The sequence below is a fragment of the Paenibacillus polymyxa M1 genome (assembly GCF_000237325.1).
GTDB lineage: Bacteria > Bacillota > Bacilli > Paenibacillales > Paenibacillaceae > Paenibacillus > Paenibacillus polymyxa_C.
The window spans coordinates 3,347,966-3,365,309 of sequence record NC_017542.1; the positions used below are offsets into that span (position 1 = coordinate 3,347,966).

General features: G+C 47.5%; 18 protein-coding genes. 8 read left to right on the top strand and 10 right to left on the bottom strand.

Annotation, left to right across the window (positions count from 1 at the left end; genetic code table 11):
• The first annotated feature begins 147 nt into the window (after positions 1-147).
• Positions 148-1,065: a LysR family transcriptional regulator gene (locus PPM_RS14995; RefSeq protein WP_013371611.1), complete on the top strand. Its 918-nt coding sequence runs from the start codon at positions 148-150 to the stop codon at positions 1,063-1,065.
• Positions 1,066-1,403: 338 nt separating this feature from the next.
• Here PPM_RS14995 and PPM_RS29665 read toward each other — a convergent pair whose 3' ends face one another.
• The 5 genes from PPM_RS29665 to PPM_RS15015 all read right to left on the bottom strand — a co-directional run bounded on the left by PPM_RS29665 (position 1,404) and on the right by PPM_RS15015 (position 5,271).
• Positions 1,404-1,544, bottom strand: coding sequence for a hypothetical protein (locus PPM_RS29665; protein WP_165082404.1), 141 nt, complete (start codon positions 1,542-1,544; stop codon positions 1,404-1,406).
• A 77-nt stretch (positions 1,545-1,621) separates the two neighbouring features.
• The gene (locus tag PPM_RS15000; protein WP_013371612.1) at positions 1,622-2,422 is read right to left on the bottom strand and encodes a DUF3592 domain-containing protein; all 801 of its coding nucleotides are present in this window, start codon (positions 2,420-2,422) and stop codon (positions 1,622-1,624) included.
• Between the two features lie 71 nt (positions 2,423-2,493).
• Entirely contained in the window at positions 2,494-2,913 is a 420-nt protein-coding gene (locus tag PPM_RS15005) for a hypothetical protein (protein ID WP_013371613.1), read from the bottom strand.
• Between the two features lie 237 nt (positions 2,914-3,150).
• A complete protein-coding gene (locus PPM_RS15010) occupies positions 3,151-4,431 on the bottom strand; it encodes a helix-turn-helix domain-containing protein (RefSeq protein ID WP_013371614.1) in 1,281 nt (426 codons plus the stop codon).
• Between the two features lie 21 nt (positions 4,432-4,452).
• Complete coding sequence (locus PPM_RS15015) at positions 4,453-5,271, bottom strand: carbon-nitrogen family hydrolase (protein ID WP_013371615.1); 819 nt, start codon at positions 5,269-5,271, stop codon at positions 4,453-4,455.
• A 176-nt stretch (positions 5,272-5,447) separates the two neighbouring features.
• On the opposite strand from PPM_RS15015, the gene PPM_RS15020 reads away from it, so the two are divergent.
• The 7 genes from PPM_RS15020 to PPM_RS15050 all read left to right on the top strand — a co-directional run bounded on the left by PPM_RS15020 (position 5,448) and on the right by PPM_RS15050 (position 12,824).
• Complete coding sequence (locus PPM_RS15020; protein WP_013371616.1) at positions 5,448-6,629, top strand: pyridoxal phosphate-dependent aminotransferase; 1,182 nt, start codon at positions 5,448-5,450, stop codon at positions 6,627-6,629.
• A gap of 241 nt (positions 6,630-6,870) precedes the next feature.
• On the top strand, positions 6,871-8,076 hold the full coding sequence (gene proB, locus PPM_RS15025; protein WP_014599974.1) for a glutamate 5-kinase: 1,206 nt from the start codon (positions 6,871-6,873) through the stop codon (positions 8,074-8,076).
• Between the two features lie 12 nt (positions 8,077-8,088).
• Complete coding sequence (locus PPM_RS15030; RefSeq protein WP_013371618.1) at positions 8,089-9,381, top strand: glutamate-5-semialdehyde dehydrogenase; 1,293 nt, start codon at positions 8,089-8,091, stop codon at positions 9,379-9,381.
• Positions 9,382-9,419: 38 nt separating this feature from the next.
• Positions 9,420-10,286 carry a pyrroline-5-carboxylate reductase gene (gene proC / locus PPM_RS15035; protein ID WP_013371619.1) on the top strand — a complete coding sequence of 289 codons (867 nt, stop codon included), beginning with the start codon at positions 9,420-9,422 and terminating at the stop codon, positions 10,284-10,286.
• A complete protein-coding gene (locus PPM_RS15040) occupies positions 10,283-11,494 on the top strand; it encodes a 2,3-diketo-5-methylthiopentyl-1-phosphate enolase (RefSeq protein WP_014599975.1) in 1,212 nt (403 codons plus the stop codon). The genes proC and PPM_RS15040 overlap by 4 nt, the downstream gene beginning before the upstream one ends.
• On the top strand, positions 11,491-12,168 hold the full coding sequence (locus PPM_RS15045) for a 2-hydroxy-3-keto-5-methylthiopentenyl-1-phosphate phosphatase (RefSeq protein ID WP_013371621.1): 678 nt from the start codon (positions 11,491-11,493) through the stop codon (positions 12,166-12,168). The genes PPM_RS15040 and PPM_RS15045 overlap by 4 nt, the downstream gene beginning before the upstream one ends.
• Positions 12,168-12,824, top strand: coding sequence for a methylthioribulose 1-phosphate dehydratase (locus PPM_RS15050; RefSeq protein WP_013371622.1), 657 nt, complete (start codon positions 12,168-12,170; stop codon positions 12,822-12,824). The genes PPM_RS15045 and PPM_RS15050 overlap by 1 nt, the downstream gene beginning before the upstream one ends.
• A gap of 511 nt (positions 12,825-13,335) precedes the next feature.
• Here PPM_RS15050 and PPM_RS15055 read toward each other — a convergent pair.
• From PPM_RS15055 to PPM_RS15075, 5 genes are all read right to left on the bottom strand, one after another.
• Positions 13,336-13,947 carry a flavin reductase family protein gene (locus PPM_RS15055; protein WP_013371623.1) on the bottom strand — a complete coding sequence of 204 codons (612 nt, stop codon included), beginning with the start codon at positions 13,945-13,947 and terminating at the stop codon, positions 13,336-13,338.
• A gap of 114 nt (positions 13,948-14,061) precedes the next feature.
• Complete coding sequence (locus PPM_RS15060; protein ID WP_014599976.1) at positions 14,062-14,844, bottom strand: hypothetical protein; 783 nt, start codon at positions 14,842-14,844, stop codon at positions 14,062-14,064.
• A gap of 1 nt (position 14,845) precedes the next feature.
• A complete protein-coding gene (locus PPM_RS15065; RefSeq protein WP_013371625.1) occupies positions 14,846-16,111 on the bottom strand; it encodes a hypothetical protein in 1,266 nt (421 codons plus the stop codon).
• A gap of 90 nt (positions 16,112-16,201) precedes the next feature.
• On the bottom strand, positions 16,202-16,672 hold the full coding sequence (locus tag PPM_RS15070; RefSeq protein WP_013371626.1) for a hypothetical protein: 471 nt from the start codon (positions 16,670-16,672) through the stop codon (positions 16,202-16,204).
• On the bottom strand, positions 16,669-17,301 hold the full coding sequence (locus PPM_RS15075) for an RNA polymerase sigma factor (protein WP_013371627.1): 633 nt from the start codon (positions 17,299-17,301) through the stop codon (positions 16,669-16,671). Before PPM_RS15075 ends, PPM_RS15070 begins: the two co-directional genes overlap by 4 nt.
• Positions 17,302-17,344 lie beyond the last annotated feature (43 nt).

The window sequence follows — 17,344 nt, forward strand, 5'->3', positions numbered from 1 at the left end:
TAAAAGGCGCTATTTGTGAAAAAACACTTCATCTATATAAAACTTGTGACACATAAGATTCGTTAGGATTGGGCATTTAATTTTATTATTGTATAATCAGTCTATAATGTAATAGGAAAAGCTTATAAGATAGGAGCATGAAATTCGATGGAGTTCAGACAGCTTCAGTACACCCTGCAAATTGCAGCGGAAAAAAACTTCTCACGTGCCGCAGAAAAACTGCATATTGCCCAGCCTTCTTTGAGCCAGCAATTGTCCAAACTGGAAAAAGAGCTTGGGGTGCTGTTGTTTCAACGCAACACCAGCACGGTGGAATTAACACATGCCGGAGCAAGCTTTGTGGAAAAGGCAAAAAAAATAGTCGACGCGGTGGAGCAACTCCGACAGGAAATGGACGATATCTCTCAACTGAGAAAAGGGAAGGTCGTCGTTGGCAGCATGCCTATCACGGGCTCCCATTTGCTGCCGCATGTGCTGCCTGTATTCAAGAGGGCTCATCCAGACATTGAAATCGTGTTAGTCGAAGATTCCTCCATGAATCTGGAGAAAAAAACGGCAAGTGGCGATACCGATCTCAGCCTGCTCTCTCTTCCCTTAGTAGAACCTACACTTTCTTATGTGCCCATCGGTGAAGAATGGATTGATCTCGCCGTTCCTCCGGGTCATCCCCTAGCCGTGCGTAAAATCGGTGACCAGCCGCAGCCCGTGCATATGGAAGAACTTAAAGACGAGCCTTTTGTCGTCCTGAAAAAAGGGCAAGGCTTTCGCAAGCTGACGATGGATCTGTGTCATCAAGCAGGCTTTGAACCCAATGTGGTGTTTGAAAGCACTAATATGGAGACACTCCAATCGCTCGTTGCGACAGGTATGGGCGTGACACTCGTCCCCCGTTTTATCGCACGGGCCGCCAGTAGCGAGTTTGTTCCAGCATTGCTGCCACTAGCCGAACCTACCCCCAGCCGCACCCTAGCGATTGCTTACCGGAACGGACGTTATTTGTCTAAAGCTGCCGAAGCTTTTATTGATACCTTCCGAGAAACGGTCAAGCAACTTTCTCAAAAGTAGCCTCGAACGTGAAAATGACCGTCTTCCTCCCCAGCCCAAGCCAGAGAGGAAGACGGCCCTGGGGCTTCGCCCCTATACTTTCAATACTGCAATTAGATCACGGGTTCGATTACACTGTTGCGATGTTGCTTCCATCTGTCTTCAACGAACCACATTTCATGTTCATTTGAAATTCATGTCAGCCTCGCCTGATTACTCTACGCTTGCTCGGAAACTCCACTTTATCCATCCCGCATCACTTCTTTCCTTAAGGTCTCTAGTCTTGGTATCCAAGAATGTCCTACCTCAGTTCCAATGTGCTGTGTGATCCCAAAGTGTCTGTCCTCGCCTTGTTGTGATCAGGGTCTCCCTAGATGTGGTGGACTTTTGTCCTGATCATAGCCCATTTCATAGTTGTTTCCGACAACCTGTCTATTTAAGCCTCTCGGCCGCGACAGGCCATCCCTATTCGCCAGTTCGGATCTACTTTGGTTATCCATCGTTATCAACCTCCTGGTGTCGGGATACTATTATAATACACCTATAGGCTGTATCTGAAACAGGCGGGACAATTTTTTTATCGGGAAGAACCAAATGCTTGCTGCACGTCGGCTTCACTTACTTGTGTCTTAATAACCAGTTTCGAAGGATCTTGAGGCGAATATATAACCTCTATTATGCTTCCCTGCTGCAGTTTGGATAGTTGGGAAGAGAAAACATCCTTTTGCGTGGTTACATTAAATGTTTCGCCACTGCTTTTCGTCACTGTCAGCGTAAATTGAAGCTTGATTTTATTGGGCCCCGCTTCCCCCATGGGTGTGACATCCAGTATCTTCGCATAGGCTTGCTCACCGGTTTTGGCAATTTCCATCAGCTCAGGCGATACGCCCTGCTTGACCATCTGCTCATTCATTAACGCTTGCAAATCCATTTGCGACACCTGACCTTTCAGGTCAAGACCTACCTTCATTTTGTCTTTCTCAGATACGATCAACGGAACGATCGAGCCCGGCTGAAATTGAGCCATGGAGGTCAAAGGAATAATTGTCGTCAAAGCAGTATCATATTTGTCTTCTCCCTGTTTGGTTACGGTCAACCCGAGCTTTACCTGCGGCTGATTATTTACATAAGTCCCTGTTTGTTGAACACTTGTAATGATTCCCACTCCAGGAACACCCTTCTTGACTTTACCGCCTCCAAAAAATAGACCTAAAATACCCGGTAGAAATATAAGCGCAAATCCTGTATAAATTAACGGCCGATACCACGGAGCATCCATAATCAAAAATGGATCATCCCATAAATATTCAGCCAGAAAAGGCGAAAACCCTACGCCAAACACCAGAAGTACCCCAATCAGACTCAAAAATCCTTTCATCCTCCAAAACCCCTTTTTCAATCATCTATTTTAAAAATATGCCCGCAAGAATGGTGAAACGCTCCAATCATTTATGCTGTCACCAGCCCCATATAAATCAGCTCTGATGGATTTACCGGATTGCTACCCAGCCCCACTGTATCTCCGGGCCGCGGAATTTGCAGCTTGGAAACGAGTGTTTCCAGTGTTTTTTGGTATCGATTGCCGTTAACTTCCGTCACATCTAGTACAAGCACCACAATCGGATCAAAATTTACGAGCTTCCCGGTATCTGTTACCGAAATGACAACCGCAGTCGCTGCCATCGCCAATCCACCGTTAGCCGCTGCTTGAGCTTGTCTTGCCGAGTTTAAGCTCTGGTTGATCTGTTCCCGATGCTCTTTGGGGACCAGACCTTTCATAAGTAATCCGGATAAGCCCTTATTCATCAGTTGATCTGCATGTTCTATCGCATCCTGCTGTTTTTTCTTCTTGCCGAAAAAGTTCATCATGTGGCTGCACCTCATATTTTGTATTGTTGTTGTGCCTTATGAATTCAGTATAGAAGACGGTATCCGGCATCACAATATGTTTTGGCACATACAAAAAAACCGAAAAAACAGCAGCTTTAAACTGTATTTTGTCGGTTTAGTTTTGAACTTTGGGGCAGTTTGCACAAAATTTTGCGCACTTCGGAGCATTCTTTTACACGATCATCTGATCGTTTTGTGAAAAACGAATGCATCAGACTATTTTTTACGCAAAAGATAGACCAGTTTACGATAATAGGCTGATGATTCTTTATAACGACGACTGTCCTCGGACACTACAGCCAGCGTTTCATATAGTTGCTCAAGCCGCGCAGGATGCTGGAGGGCTTCAAAATAAGGCAAGCATTGCTGAGCATGCTTCCAAAAAGCATCCTGTTTTCCCTGGGCAAGCGCAAGCTGGCTTTCATAAAAATCAAGCCCCATTTGCTGATCCGTTGTCAGATTAGTTTTACGCAGCTGATCCAGATGCTGTGAGAGCAGCCCCCAGTTTTTCCGGGCAAACGCAATCTCGCAGCGATATATCAGCGTAACGGGCAGCATCATTTGTTGCATTTCCTCTCGCTCCCGACTCACCAGTGCTTCAAAACGCACCACTTCCTCCAAGGCCTTATCCAGCTCGCCAATCGACGTCAGCATAATAATCCGATTGTTCAGGATCGTCGTGAGCATATCTGCTGCATTTTCCAAATAGACCAAATTGGCCTCCGCCATAGACAACGTTAACAGTGCTTCCTGTACAGAACCCATAGCAAAACAATATCCGCTGTAAGCCACATACAGACCCGTCAAACGGTGAAAAAGCCGATCATCATATACTCTGCGCATCGTCTGCTCAAATACCTGCTTTGCCTGATCAAATTGCTTGACCTGAATGCAGGCCTCCATCATAATGTTTTGCGCATTGAGCCAGTTTTCCGTCCCTTCTTCCACCAGACGGATTAGCTGCGTAACATTATTTAGTACATCATAATAATGATTTTTAGAGCGGAAATACTGAATTTTATAAAATAAAATTGCTTTTTTTAGCGGTACAGGCAGCTCCACCTCATCCGAGCGACCAAACTTCTCCAAGTAAAAATTCAAATAGGTTTGATGCAAATAATCATAGGCCGTTGGGTCATTTAACTGTTGAAAATAAACAGCCTTCATTAAATAAGTCGTCAATTCCACCACGAGCGAATCGTTGCGATCCTCCAACTGATCCACATAGCTTTCCGTAGCGGGATTAGCCAGTTTGGACAGCTCTGTGAAAATCTTATCCGCTGTAGCCAGCGTCTCCTCATCTTCTGCTGATGCGCGCAATAGGTAGGAAGGTTGTACACCTAGCCGTTCAGCAATTTGCTCAGCCAGATCCTCGGCCAGCGGGTAACGATCAGCCAGTATATTCGCAAAATGTGCAGGTGTAACCAATCCGTCTACCAACTCTTTACGGGATAGGTTTTTCTTTTTACACAAAAATTCAATACGTTCCTTAAGCATGGATTATCCTTTCTACACTGACTATCGGTCATACAGCAGGGGACGCCGATCTTCAAACACCGGAATACGCCCACGCACGTCCTGAACCAAGGCTGATTCAATTGATCCTGTGAGAATCTGCTCTTGCTCTCCGCCCTCGGCAATCATTTCTCCCCATGGATCTATGATGAGCGAATGCCCGAAGAAATCGGTATCTCCGCTACGACCTACCCGGTTACAAGCGATGACATACATCTGATTTTCAATAGCCCGTGCGGTCAGCAGGGTACGCCAGTGATGAAGCCGGGGATGAGGCCATTCTGCGGGTACGATTAGCAAATTTGCGCCGGACAGAGCCAGACTGCGGGCCAGTTCAGGAAAACGGATATCGTAGCAGATTGACGCCCCAGCCTGAATCCCGCCATCCAGTGCGAATACAACCTTTTCCTCGCCAGGCTGTAAATATTTCTCTTCATCCATAAGTCGGAACAGATGAATTTTGGAGTACGAAGCTATCTCTTTGCCTGTACGGTCAAAAACGAGCATCGTATTATACACATGACCGTCGCTTTTTTTCTCTGCGATTGACCCTGCTACTACATTCACTTGATGGGTGGCGGCAAATGCTGCTATCCATGCCCGAGTCTCCGTCCCTTCTTCGTCCGCCAGCTCATGAATGCGATCCAAGGCATAACCCGTATTCCACATTTCCGGTAGAACAATCAGATCTGGCTTTTGTTCGGCCTTCACCGCTTGTTCCATTAAAGATCGGATATGACTGTGGTTTTCGGGGGGATTTCCTATCTCTATATGAGCTTGTATAAGTGCCACACCGAATGGCTGAGCTTCCTGATACGTCAAAGTCCTTCATCCTCTCTGTGAGCCGGAACTTCCCGTGTCCTGTCGTCCGGTATTTTCTCCCATCATAGCCCGATTAATCTGGATTACGCAACCATGAAAGCTCAATTCCCCCTATACAACTCGGTAAAATCGTGATAGATTGTTTCTTAAACTATTCCAAAAGGTCGTGTACATTGATGACTCATTTTTCTATTCCCTCTGCTGACGTCATGAAACAGTTACCCACTCAATTTTTTGCCACACTTGTACAAAATGTAAATCGTGAAATTGCAGCAGGGCATGATGTCATTAATCTCGGTCAGGGAAACCCAGACACTCCTACTCCACCCCATGTTGTAAAAGCTTTACAGGAATCAGCAGATAACCCGCTGTACCATAAATATTCACCTTTTCGCGGCTACAGCTTTCTCAAAGAAGCCGTTGTCCAGCGCTATCAGGAGGATTACGGTGTAACGCTTGACCCGGAAAGCGAGGTCGCCATCCTGTTTGGCGGGAAAACAGGCTTGGTTCAGCTACCGCAAGTTTTACTCAATCCGGGCGATCTGTGTCTCGTCCCTGATCCCGGATACCCGGATTACTGGTCTGGCGTAGCCTTGGCTAAAGCGGAAATGTCATTTCTCCCCTTAAAGGAAGAGAACCGTTTTCTGCCCGATTATGAGGCCATTGCCGAAGAAGATCGCCGCCGCGCCAAATTAATGTTTCTTAATTATCCGAACAATCCCACTGCGGCAACTGCCCCACTCTCCTTCTACGAGGATACGGTTGAATTTGCGTTACGTAACGGTATTGTGGTTGCCAGTGATTTTGCCTATGGCGCTATTGGATTCGATGGCGAACGGCCAGTGAGCTTCCTTCAGGCTGAGGGGGCTAAGGACGTGGGAATTGAGTTCTATACCTTGTCCAAAACATACAACATGGCCGGCTGGCGTGTTGGTTTCGCGCTCGGTAATGCCAAAATTATTTCACTGATTAATCTGCTGCAGGACCATATTTATGTAAGCCTGTTTGGCGGCATCCAGGCTGCAGCGGCGACAGCTCTGACGTCTTCGCAGGAGTGCGTAAGCCAGCTGGTGGCCCGCTATGAATCACGCCGTAACGCTTTTTATGATGCACTTGGGCATATAGGTTGGAAGGCGCCACGCCCAAGCGGCTCCTTCTTCAGTTGGTTACCTGTGCCGCAGGGCTATAGCTCGGCTTCTTTTGCCGATCTGCTACTGCGTGAAGCCAAGGTGGCTGTCGCTCCAGGGATCGGCTTTGGTAGCGGCGGCGAAGGGTATGTGCGGGCAGGGCTTCTGAGCTCAGAAGCCCGACTGACCGAGGCAGCTGATCGAATTGGCAAGCTAAACCTGTTTGGTTAAGCCGTATTTTCCAGCTACAACTTCTTTGCCAAACCTGGTCTTTTCGTGGTATTCTGTATCCAATATCATTTAGCGCGTTGAAGGGACTATTAAGAGAGACCCGGTCCTGTTCAGAGAGTAAATTCCGATAGGCTGCAAGAATTTACCTGGACTCTCTCCCAACTCCTATCCCCGAGCGCCCTGCGCAATCAGGCGGTCCCTGCCGTTAACAGGTTTTAAGTGGGATGATCATGAATCATCAATGAAGGTGGTACCGCGGAAGCACAAACTTTCGTCCTTTGCATACAAAGGATGGAAGTTTTTTTGCATTAAAAAGAGTAAAATTAAGGAAGTGGACGTCTTGTCAACACGTATCGTCATTAAAATCGGTAGCAGCTCACTGACTGGAGTGGAAGGTGGCCTGAATCGGGAAGCCATCGCTTATTTTGCTAGGGAAATCAGCTTGCTTCGTGCAAAAGGCCATGAAGTGCTGCTGGTTACATCAGGCGCTGTAGCCGCCGGATTCCGAGAGATTGGGTATCCCTTTCGGCCCAAACTGCTGCATGAGAAGCAAGCGGCAGCTGCCGTCGGCCAAGCTCTTCTCATGCAAGCCTATGAGCAGGCTTTTAAAAATTTTGACCTCGTGATCGCGCAGGTTCTGCTCACCCGTAGTGACTTTTTAAGCCGCAAACGGATGAACAACGCCGGAATGACTGTAGAAGAATTGCTGCGCCAGCAGGTTATCCCGATTTTTAATGAAAATGACACCGTATCGATTGACGAATTAAAATTCGGCGATAACGATATGCTGTCTGCACTAGTTGCCAATCTGGTCAAAGCCCAGCATTTGATTATCATCACGGATACCGATGGTGTATATACGGCTGACCCGCGCAAGCATCCAAACGCCGTACGTTTTGAACGTATCGAGGAAATTACTGAAGAGATTTATGCATTAGCCGGAGGTTCTGGATCAGCAGTAGGGACTGGCGGCATGCGCTCCAAAATCGAGGCTGCCAAAGTTGCTACACGCGGCGGTGTGCCTGTATATGTCGGCCGAGTAAGCGCAAATGGTGATCTGAACGCAGCTGTCGAAGGACACGGACCGGGCACTTATTTTGATACCCACCTCTCTTCACTGCCGATGAAAAAACAATGGCTTGGATTTATGTCCACCCCTCTGGGCTCGGTGCATGTAGACCAAGGGGCCGAAGAAGCGTTGGTACACGGAGGACATAGTCTGCTTCCGGTTGGCGTACGGCGTGTCGAGGGCAGCTTTCATGCCGGAGATGTCGTTGAGGTACTGGGACCGGAAAACAAGGTGTTAGGACGAGGCATCGTCAATTATGATGATGAACAGCTTAGAATGGTACAAGGTTTACCTAGCGGCGAGGTTGTGGGCAAAATTGGTCCCATCCATCGGCTTGAGGTGATCCACAGGGATGAATGGATTACATTATGTATGTAGGGAGGCCATAATATGAGTGATTTAACAACAAACACAGCAACAACAGCGGATAACCATTTCAGCGAAGTACGCACCAAAGCAAGTCTTGCGAAAAAAAGTGCCGGGGTTATGAACCGACTGACTACAGCACAAAAAAACGAGGCATTGCTTGCTATGGCAGAAGCTCTAGTGAACCATGCAGAAGAGCTGATTGCAGCAAACCATAATGACCTGAAACGTGGACGGGAACTGGGAACATCCGAATCACTGCTCGACCGCCTCAAGCTGACCGAGGAGCGAATCGGGGCTATTGCCGAAGGATTACGCCAGATTGCGGCGCTACCTGATCCAGTCGGCGACACGCTTGAGCAAATTGAACGTCCCAATGGTCTACGAATTGAAAAAATACGTGTACCGCTGGGTGTCATCGGTATCATATATGAAGCGCGTCCAAATGTAACCGTGGATGCAGCGGGCCTGTGCTTGAAAACAGGCAATCCGGTTGTACTGCGCGGTGGTTCGGCTGCTCTCTCCTCCAACCGCAAGATCATTGAAGTGCTTCAGCAGGCGCTAGACGCAACAGCCGTGCCACGCGAGGCGCTTCAACTCATTGAAGATTCAGATCGTGCCTCCGTCAATGAAATGCTCACCTTGAACGGCTTGCTGGATGTGATTATTCCACGCGGCGGGCGTTCACTCATTCAAAATGTTGTTCAGAATGCTACCGTGCCTGTCATCGAAACCGGGGCTGGCGTATGCCATACATTCTTGGACGCTACAGCAAATACAGAAATGGCCGAAGCGATTACACTCAATGCGAAGGTACAAAGACCGTCCGTGTGCAACTCGATGGAAACACTACTCGTACACTCGGATTATGCACAAGCACATTTAACAGGATTAGCTGAACGTTTTCGTGATGCCGGGGTTGAGCTGCGCGGCTGTGTAAGGACACGAGAACTGGCTCCTTGGGCTGTTCCTGCCACGGAAGAGGATTATGGTACCGAGTACAATGATTACATCTTAAACGTTAAAGTCGTACACAATTTGGACGAAGTACTGGAGCATATTGCCCGTTATGGTACGATGCATTCAGAGTGTATTGTCACTGAGAATAAAGCTCATGCCGATCGTTTTCTGCAAGAAGTGGACGCGGCAGCCGTGTACCACAATGCATCCACCCGCTTCACGGATGGCTTCGAGTTTGGATTTGGGGCGGAGATCGGAATCAGCACACAAAAATTACATGCCCGCGGCCCCATGGGATTGCCTGCCTTGACTTCAACCAAATACCGCGTGTACGGTACTGGACAAATCAGGGAATAATATCATAAATCAATCCGTATCTTTGGAGGTATGAATCCATGTGTGAATCACAAACAAAAGTTTTAATTAACGAGCAAATTACGTTTTTCGGGGCAGGTTCAATGGCTGAGGCTATTATTCGTGGGATGACGAATCGTTCTGTCGTCAAACGTGGCGGTATTACCGTCATCAACCGCAGTAATCAGGCTCGTCTTGAAGAACTTCAACAGCAATACGGAGTATTGTTCCAAACTGAAGATGCCGCCAAAACAGAACTGCTGCGTCATTCTCCAGTGATCGTGCTTGCCATGAAGCCTAAAGATGCTGCCGGAGCACTTGAACAGCTTGGTCCCCTCCTGTCAGATGAACAGCTGATCATTTCAGTCATCGCCGGATTGTCTATTCGTACCATGCAAACGTTGCTTGGTCGTAAGCAGCCAATCGCGCGGACGATGCCCAATACATCCAGCTCAATTGGACTGGGAGCCACAGGCATCAGCTTTTCCAAGGAGATCAGCGAAAGTCAACGTAAAAACGTGCTTACAATGTTCGAATCTGTAGGTACAGTCACGGTTATAGAAGAAGAGAAAATGGATGTATTGACCGGCATTTCCGGAAGCGGCCCTGCGTATGTCTACTACTTAATGGAAGCCATGATTGCTGGGGGAATCCGCGGTGGCTTGACTCCTGAACAAGCGCACGAACTAACAGTGCAAACTGCGCTTGGTGCAGCACGCATGGTGCAGCAAACCGGAGAGGAGCCTTCTGCCCTTCGTCACAAAATTATGTCTCCTAATGGTTCCACGGTAGCTGCATTGGAGACACTGGACAAAGGTGACTTCTACGAAACAGTGATTGCGGCGGTGCAGCGCTGCGCTGAACGATCCCGCGAGATGGGAGCTGTACTTAAGGAGGGAATTGAGTGAGCTATTGCCTGGCGACCTACCGAATATACGATGACAAAGCTGATTTTAACCAAAAGGCCCAATCTATTGCCATCGGCATGACGGTGGGCAGCTGGACTGAGCTCCCGCAGGCCAAGCGGGATGCGATGCAAAAACATCTCGGCTCTGTTCAATCTGTAGATATTCACGATGGAGGCCCCGGTGAGCGATACGCCGACTTGACGATTGCTTACCCGGATGTCAATTTCAGCCGAGACATTCCCGCATTGCTAGTTACAGTCTTCGGCAAAATTTCGATGGACGGCCGAATTAAGCTGATGAAGCTGGGGTTCTCGGAAGCATTCCTCTCTGCTTTTTCAGGACCGAAATTCGGTATCAGCGGCTTGCGCGAGCAGCTTGGCGTGTATGACCGGCCTCTGCTCATGAGCATTTTTAAATCCGTGATTGGGCTCAATTTGGAAGAACTGCGTGAACAGTTTACCCGTCAGGCTCTCGGCGGCGTCGATCTGATCAAGGACGACGAGATCTTATTTGAAAATGCGCTGACGCCGATTGAAAAACGTGTCGAAGCCTGTATCCGAGCTGCCGAAGAGGCTGAGCGTGAAACTGGTAAAAAGCTGCTGTATGCCGCTAATTTAACCGGTCCAACCTCGCAGCTCAGGGCGCAAGCCCTCAAAGCTATCGACGCAGGCGCGAACGCGTTACTGTTTAACGTACTGGCCTACGGTTATGATGTGCTGCATGAACTTAGCAGCGATCCTGCCGTTTCAGTACCGATTGCAGCCCATCCTTCATTAGCAGGTGCTGCTTACCCCTCGCCTCATTATGGTATTTCGGCGTCCGTCCTGCTTGGTCAGCTTATGCGGCTGGCTGGCGCTGATCTCGTCCTCTTCCCTTCTCCTTACGGTTCAGTGACGATGCCACGTGAGGAAAACATGGCGATCCGCGATGAGCTGATCACCCCTGATTCACCGCTGAAGGCCTGCATGCCTGTCCCTTCCGCAGGGATACACCCCGGCCTAGTGCCGCTCATTGTCCGCGATTTTGGTACCGATGTGGTGGTTAACGCTGGAGGCGGTATTCACGGACATCCGCTGGGTACGGAAGCTGGCGGACGCGCCTTTGTGCAAGCGATTGAAGCGGTCCAGCAAAATGTCCCGCTGGTACAATACGCCCGCACTCATCCCGAGCTGCAATCTGCGCTCGACACGTGGGGAGGCGAACGATGAGCACTGCCAAGAAGCCTGTCATTTTTTGCGATTTTGACGGGACCATTACAAACAGCGATAATATTGTCGCTATTATGAAGCATTTTAAGCCTGCGGGCTATGAGCCCATCATGCATCAAATCGTGAGCGGACATATGTCCATTCGTGAAGGCGTAGATGCGATGTTCGCCCTGATGTCTTCAGAGCTTAAAGAAGACATTATCTCATATGTACTTGGACAAGCGGGTATACGTGAGGGCTTTGCACGCTTTTTGGACTTTGTACGAGAGCAGCAGATTGAATTTTTTGTTACTAGCGGGGGCATTGATTTTTTTATTGATCCATTGCTAGAACCGTTCGACATCCCGCAGGATCACATCTTTTGCAACGGAGCGGACTTTTCCGGGGCTCACATCCAGATCACGTGGCCGCATCCATGTAATGAGCCGTGTAAGAATGACTGCGGCATGTGCAAAACGACCGTCATTCGTCAATACCCTCCCGAGCAATACGAACGGATTTTGATTGGCGACAGTCTGACCGATTTTGAAGGTGCCAAAATTGCCGATCTTGTGTACTCCCGCTCGCATCTGACATTAAAGTGTCAAGAGCTTGGCGTACCGCATGTACCCTTTGAGACATTTGATGATATTATCGAGGATTTAAAGCAAAAACAGGAGCAGGGGGTACTGTAATGAGTTTTAACTTGGCAGACATTTCATTCGAGGAAAAACGCCGTTCGTTGGAAGAACTCGCTGATGTCAAGGAGCTATTCGCCTCTCGTAACTGGTTCCCAGGCACAAGCGGCAATTTATCGATCCGAATCGGTGATTTTCATCCTGAACAATTTTATTTTGCAGTCACCGCTAGCGGCAAGGATAAGACCAAACGCACTCCTGAGGATTTTCTATTCGTAGACCAATACGGAAAAGCGGCAGAAGCCACAAACCTCAAGCCAAGTGCTGAAACGCTCATCCATTGCGAAATTTACCGCCTGACAGGCTGTGGAGCAGTTTTTCATGTGCATACCGTGTTTAACAACCTGATTTCCGAATATTACGGCGAGCAGGGCTTTGTACCTGTGCAAGGCATCGAGCTCATTAAGGCTTTTAACATTTGGGAGGAAAATGCCGCCATCCAGATTCCCGTGCTGCCAAATTTTGCTGATATCGCCTCGATTGCCAAGCTGGTACCAGGCGTGTTGAATGATCAAGTTCCAGGAATTTTATTGCGTAATCATGGCATTTATGCATGGGGTCGTGATGTGTTTGAAGCTAAAAAGCATTTAGAGGCGTTTGAATTTCTGTTTGAAACGACCTATCGCTCCCTACTACTAAAAACTTCGAAATGAATAAATCCTAAATATTAAAGATGCATATCATTGAATTGTAAAAGTGGTCAGTGAATATCGAGAACGGAACCTAGCGAAAGCACGGAACGTTCTTTTTTTTATTAAAAAAGCAACCTGTCCTACTAGCGACATAAAATCTAATCTTTTTTTCTCAAATTGAGCTTTTAAATCCGATGAAGATATCACTGAAAATTGAAAGGCAACTGGGGTGATAAGGTGAGTTGAGAATTAGAGGATACCATTTGTGATTACTGACTTTAACATAAAGGTGTTATCTTCAGATTTTGTACATGCAACATACTGTACTGAGTCGATTGATACCGGAAATAAGTCATTAAGAAGTTCCATTTGGAAATTAAATGAAGGGCAATGGCAAATGATTTTTCATCAGGGAACCCCAACCCAGTAGGAGCCCATTCTAAACCCTCGATCTCCTAAATCCTACAAACATCTTAGAATATTTTCATTGCCTGGCAAATTCCTTTTACTTGATGTTGTAAAAAAACGTCCCCTATTGGGGACGTTCCAGCGTGAATTGCTCTCCTAGCTTCGCATAGTTGTTTCCAGCCAACCGACTCACCGGACGCAACTCCTTGGCAATCACATATGTATTTTGGTACGCTTCCTCCGACAAATGATACTGCACTACACGCCCAATTAATAGATCACAGGCAGGTGTGTCCTCCTTGCCTCCCAGCGGTATCACTTTCTCCAAAATACATTCCAACCGTATTTTCGCTTCAGTCACACCAGGAACGGCGATTTTTGTACTCTTAATCGGGGTAAGACCTGCCAGTGCAACCTCACTCTCCTCCGGCGCCAGACGGGAAGCCGTCACATTCACCGCCCCCACATTGTCTTCGTCTGTAATATGTACGACAAAAGCATTATGCTCCATCGCATTACGTGCTGTATCTTTGGAAACTCCATCGACACGCTGTACGGATACAGACAGCAGTGGCGGCTCGGCGGCAACGATGGAAAAATAACTGAACGGAGCACCATTCAGCACGCCTTCGCTGCTCAAAGTCGTTACAAACGCTACCGGCCTTGGGATAATACTTCCGGTCAACAGCTTATAATTTTCACGCTCTGTAAGTGTGTCAGGATTCAATGAAATCATTTTTTCCCTCTTTTCCGGTTACATTCGCTCTTCGAATGCATATCATCAAGTTACGCTCCCTTACAAGTATCGCGCGTATAATACAAAATGTAAAGCTGAAGCTGGAAACACTCTCTATTTTTCAATCACATTTCCCTGACTGTCACGCACAGTAACCGCTATTCCCTCAGGTACCGCAATGGTAACGTCCAGCTGATGATGTGTTTGCATAAAACGTGTGGGAACCTGGCTGAGAAGTACATATAGTGTATCTCCAATATGCTTGGTCTGATACAGCTCGGTTCCTTTGAAATCATCCTCATTGCCTGTATATACATAACTCCCGAACACATGCACCTCCGGTGAGGTGGTTGCGTCAATTTTGACCGCATAAGGATCTTCACCCTGCACAATCACCTTAGTTACTCCGGCAGGCAGTTTTTCATGCCAGTCTGGAAGAATCCTTGTTTCCTGAACCGAACTCATTATTTCTCTAACTTGCGGAGTGATCCCCAGTGAACTGACCAATGCAAATCCGATACAACAAAAAACCAATACCGCCGTAATAAACATACTGAACAGGTCATAGCGAATGCGCTCACGTGTCCCTTTCCAAGCAGTATACATTAAAATTTCCAGTCCCAGCAAAACAAATACGACAGGCCACCAGGTTAGCGCCTGATCCAGTATGCCTGCTCCCCAAAACCTGGAAGCAAACGTTACACCGCCCAGCAGCACCAAGAACAGCCCCATGGATAGCCTTCCGACTTTCCACACCCCTGTTGGCGCGTTGGAGTTCTTAGAGGGACCATTCTTATGGGATGAAGTGCCCAATAAGCCTATCGCCCCATTCACATCGTTCTGAGAGTGATGGGCTCCCTTGAAGGAAGCCTCACTCTTTGAAAATTCAGTATCCATTTTATCGTTTCTCCTTTGCTCGCTTAGATTTGGAATTACCGATCATCATCCAAACACCGCCGCCAATTAATAGGAAGGAGACAATAATGGTTCGTAAATACATGTCAACTATATTGTAAATTTGTCCATCCGGGAACAGACGGTCCAGTGTGGGAACAAGTACGTTAATCAGGATGTAGTATGCACCTAGCAGAAGCAGTCCCAAGCCTACCCAACGGTGATATTGAGCAAACATACCGATCACAGGCTTGTCGATCAGCTGCTCCTGTCCATAACGGCTTACCTGCTGCAATGCATCAAAAAAGCTGTAAAACCACACCACCGGGATTAGGAACAAAAAGAGTGAAAGATGCAGCACATCCAGTATATAGATAAATCCTAAAAACAGTAGCATGAGCTGGAGTCCACGTTTTTGCAAACCAATATACATATGCCCAGCACCGGGAAATACCGATAAAATGGTAGCCAACATTTTACTACGACGTCCCTCAACTCTTCCATACTCCAGTTCCTCAAACAAAGTCCGGTCCTGAAGAATGTCCCCGGCTTGTTTACGATGTACATGCTGCACCGCATCAAACATGCAATACAACCAAATAATCGGCAACACGCCCGCAAACGCCAAAAATCCGGATTCGTTCGTTATGCTCGTAATAAAGACGAGGATCGCGCCAAAGCCAAAGAAGGATAGCAGAAAAGACAAGCCACGCTGCATCAGCCCCAAATGAAGGTGTCCCAATCCAGGAATAAATGACAGCAAAATCGTAAAAAATCGTTCATTGTCCGATCCTTTTTGAAAAGCAGGTGATCCTGCCATACCATAATGTCCTTGTTGATAATGGTTATACCCCGGCGCATATCCCATACCTGCCCCCGGGGCATTCGTGCCTGTGTCTGTTGCCCCCTCTGGTACCTCTCCTGTTAAATCCGCCTGTCCATAAGGTCCACTTTGCGAGTAAAAGCCATATGGATTGGGTCCTGCATGAGGGGGATAAGGAGCAGCGACTGCGCGAGGATCGTAACGTAATAAGCTAATCACGATATGCAGCATGCTGAGTCCCCATAAAAGAGCAGCAATAAAAATACTCACCAAAAAAGGCGTTCCGTCACTTGCTACCACTGAAAAAAATATTCCCCCTGCCAGACATCCGAAAAACAAAATGGTATATACAAACGCATTGGCTTTTCTGGTCCAGTAATAGTGTCCTACACCCGGAATAATGTTCAATAGAAATGCCAAGAGCTTGCTTCGTTCCGTATAAGCCATTGCTACACTTCCTTTCTATTTACGGGATCTTGATACAAATTCCCAACAGATGGTTGACTTTAAACTTGTTCATCTTACCCTTAACTTAATTTAGGGCTTTAATTTATCGAGCCAGGTTGTCGTAGCTTGCATGACTTCTTCACTGTAAGAGACGCGTTCTTTTGGAGGAATCGGCTTATCGCCTGTTTGCGGCATCATTTTGTCAAAGGCTCCACTGGAAAGCAAGATCAACGTCAGACTTGCGGCAACAACATAGTGAAACACAGGTTTTTCAAACCAGCGGCGTTTTTTGAATAAAACTTGATTTGGTTCCATTTCTATCTCGGGAAGAACCGCCATTACCTGATCTGTGAAGCGCTCCGTGTCCATCCAGGCAGAGTAATCTTTCAAGGTTGGCTCTAATTGCTCCAGTGCGACAAGATATAGCATAAGCGCCTGTTCATCTTCCAATAAGAGCTTTTCCAGTCGGGTAGATTCCTCTATCGAACAAGCTCCTGAAATGTATGCATGCCAGTCATTCGTTTGCCCTTCCATCCACGGTCTATCCTGTTGGTCAGTCATTGCCATTCCTCCTCCTTCCAGTGATTTCGAATCCATAGTCGTGCCCGGTAGAGTCTGGACTCTACCGTTTTTAAAGCTACCTGCGTCTCTTCTGCAATTTGGTCGTAGGTTTTACCCTGCATATAGTAAGCTTGAATAATATCCCGATGCTGCTGGGGTAACTGGGCGATTTTTTGTGATAGTTCTACCGTTTGCTCTTCGCGAATGAGACGGGCCAGTACATCCTCATCCGGGGAAGGGAGCTGCACAAGGGATTGCGCCACGTCTATAAGCTCTGCGGGCCGCCTATCTTGTTTACGTTTGATATCCAACGCTTTATGAAGCGCAATTCGGCTCAGCCACGTTTTAAACCCTTCGTTCCGGTACTGGGGGAGAGACTTGTACACCTGAACGAACGCCTCCTGCGCGGCATCCTCCGCTTCCTTGCTGTCATGCAGTACCGAATAAGCCACATGAAATACATGCTTGCTGTACAGCTCTACGATCTCACGGAACGCCTGCCGATCACCAGACCGGATTCGTTCAATGATTCTCTCTATATCAATGACGCTCTCCCCCTTCCCAATACTATAGACGCCAGGAATTTTTCTCCCCCTGCATATTTCGAAAAAAAAATTTAAAAAGGACACACCCTCCAAATCGGAAAGGTGTGTCCTCTATCATTAAAGTCTA

What these genes read in the sequence shown, in the direction of transcription:
- PPM_RS14995 (WP_013371611.1), top strand. Translation starts at nt 148, where the DNA reads ATGGAGTTCAGACAGCTTCAGTACACCCTGCAAATTGCAGCGGAAAAA.
- PPM_RS29665 (WP_165082404.1), bottom strand. Translation starts at nt 1,544, where the DNA reads ATGGATAACCAAAGTAGATCCGAACTGGCGAATAGGGATGGCCTGTCG.
- PPM_RS15000 (WP_013371612.1), bottom strand. Translation starts at nt 2,422, where the DNA reads ATGAAAGGATTTTTGAGTCTGATTGGGGTACTTCTGGTGTTTGGCGTA.
- PPM_RS15005 (WP_013371613.1), bottom strand. Translation starts at nt 2,913, where the DNA reads ATGATGAACTTTTTCGGCAAGAAGAAAAAACAGCAGGATGCGATAGAA.
- PPM_RS15010 (WP_013371614.1), bottom strand. Translation starts at nt 4,431, where the DNA reads ATGCTTAAGGAACGTATTGAATTTTTGTGTAAAAAGAAAAACCTATCC.
- PPM_RS15020 (WP_013371616.1), top strand. Translation starts at nt 5,448, where the DNA reads ATGACTCATTTTTCTATTCCCTCTGCTGACGTCATGAAACAGTTACCC.
- proB (WP_014599974.1), top strand. Translation starts at nt 6,871, where the DNA reads ATGAAGGTGGTACCGCGGAAGCACAAACTTTCGTCCTTTGCATACAAA.
- PPM_RS15030 (WP_013371618.1), top strand. Translation starts at nt 8,089, where the DNA reads ATGAGTGATTTAACAACAAACACAGCAACAACAGCGGATAACCATTTC.
- proC (WP_013371619.1), top strand. Translation starts at nt 9,420, where the DNA reads ATGTGTGAATCACAAACAAAAGTTTTAATTAACGAGCAAATTACGTTT.
- PPM_RS15045 (WP_013371621.1), top strand. Translation starts at nt 11,491, where the DNA reads ATGAGCACTGCCAAGAAGCCTGTCATTTTTTGCGATTTTGACGGGACC.
- PPM_RS15050 (WP_013371622.1), top strand. Translation starts at nt 12,168, where the DNA reads ATGAGTTTTAACTTGGCAGACATTTCATTCGAGGAAAAACGCCGTTCG.
- PPM_RS15055 (WP_013371623.1), bottom strand. Translation starts at nt 13,947, where the DNA reads ATGATTTCATTGAATCCTGACACACTTACAGAGCGTGAAAATTATAAG.
- PPM_RS15060 (WP_014599976.1), bottom strand. Translation starts at nt 14,844, where the DNA reads ATGGATACTGAATTTTCAAAGAGTGAGGCTTCCTTCAAGGGAGCCCAT.
- PPM_RS15065 (WP_013371625.1), bottom strand. Translation starts at nt 16,111, where the DNA reads ATGGCTTATACGGAACGAAGCAAGCTCTTGGCATTTCTATTGAACATT.
- PPM_RS15070 (WP_013371626.1), bottom strand. Translation starts at nt 16,672, where the DNA reads ATGACTGACCAACAGGATAGACCGTGGATGGAAGGGCAAACGAATGAC.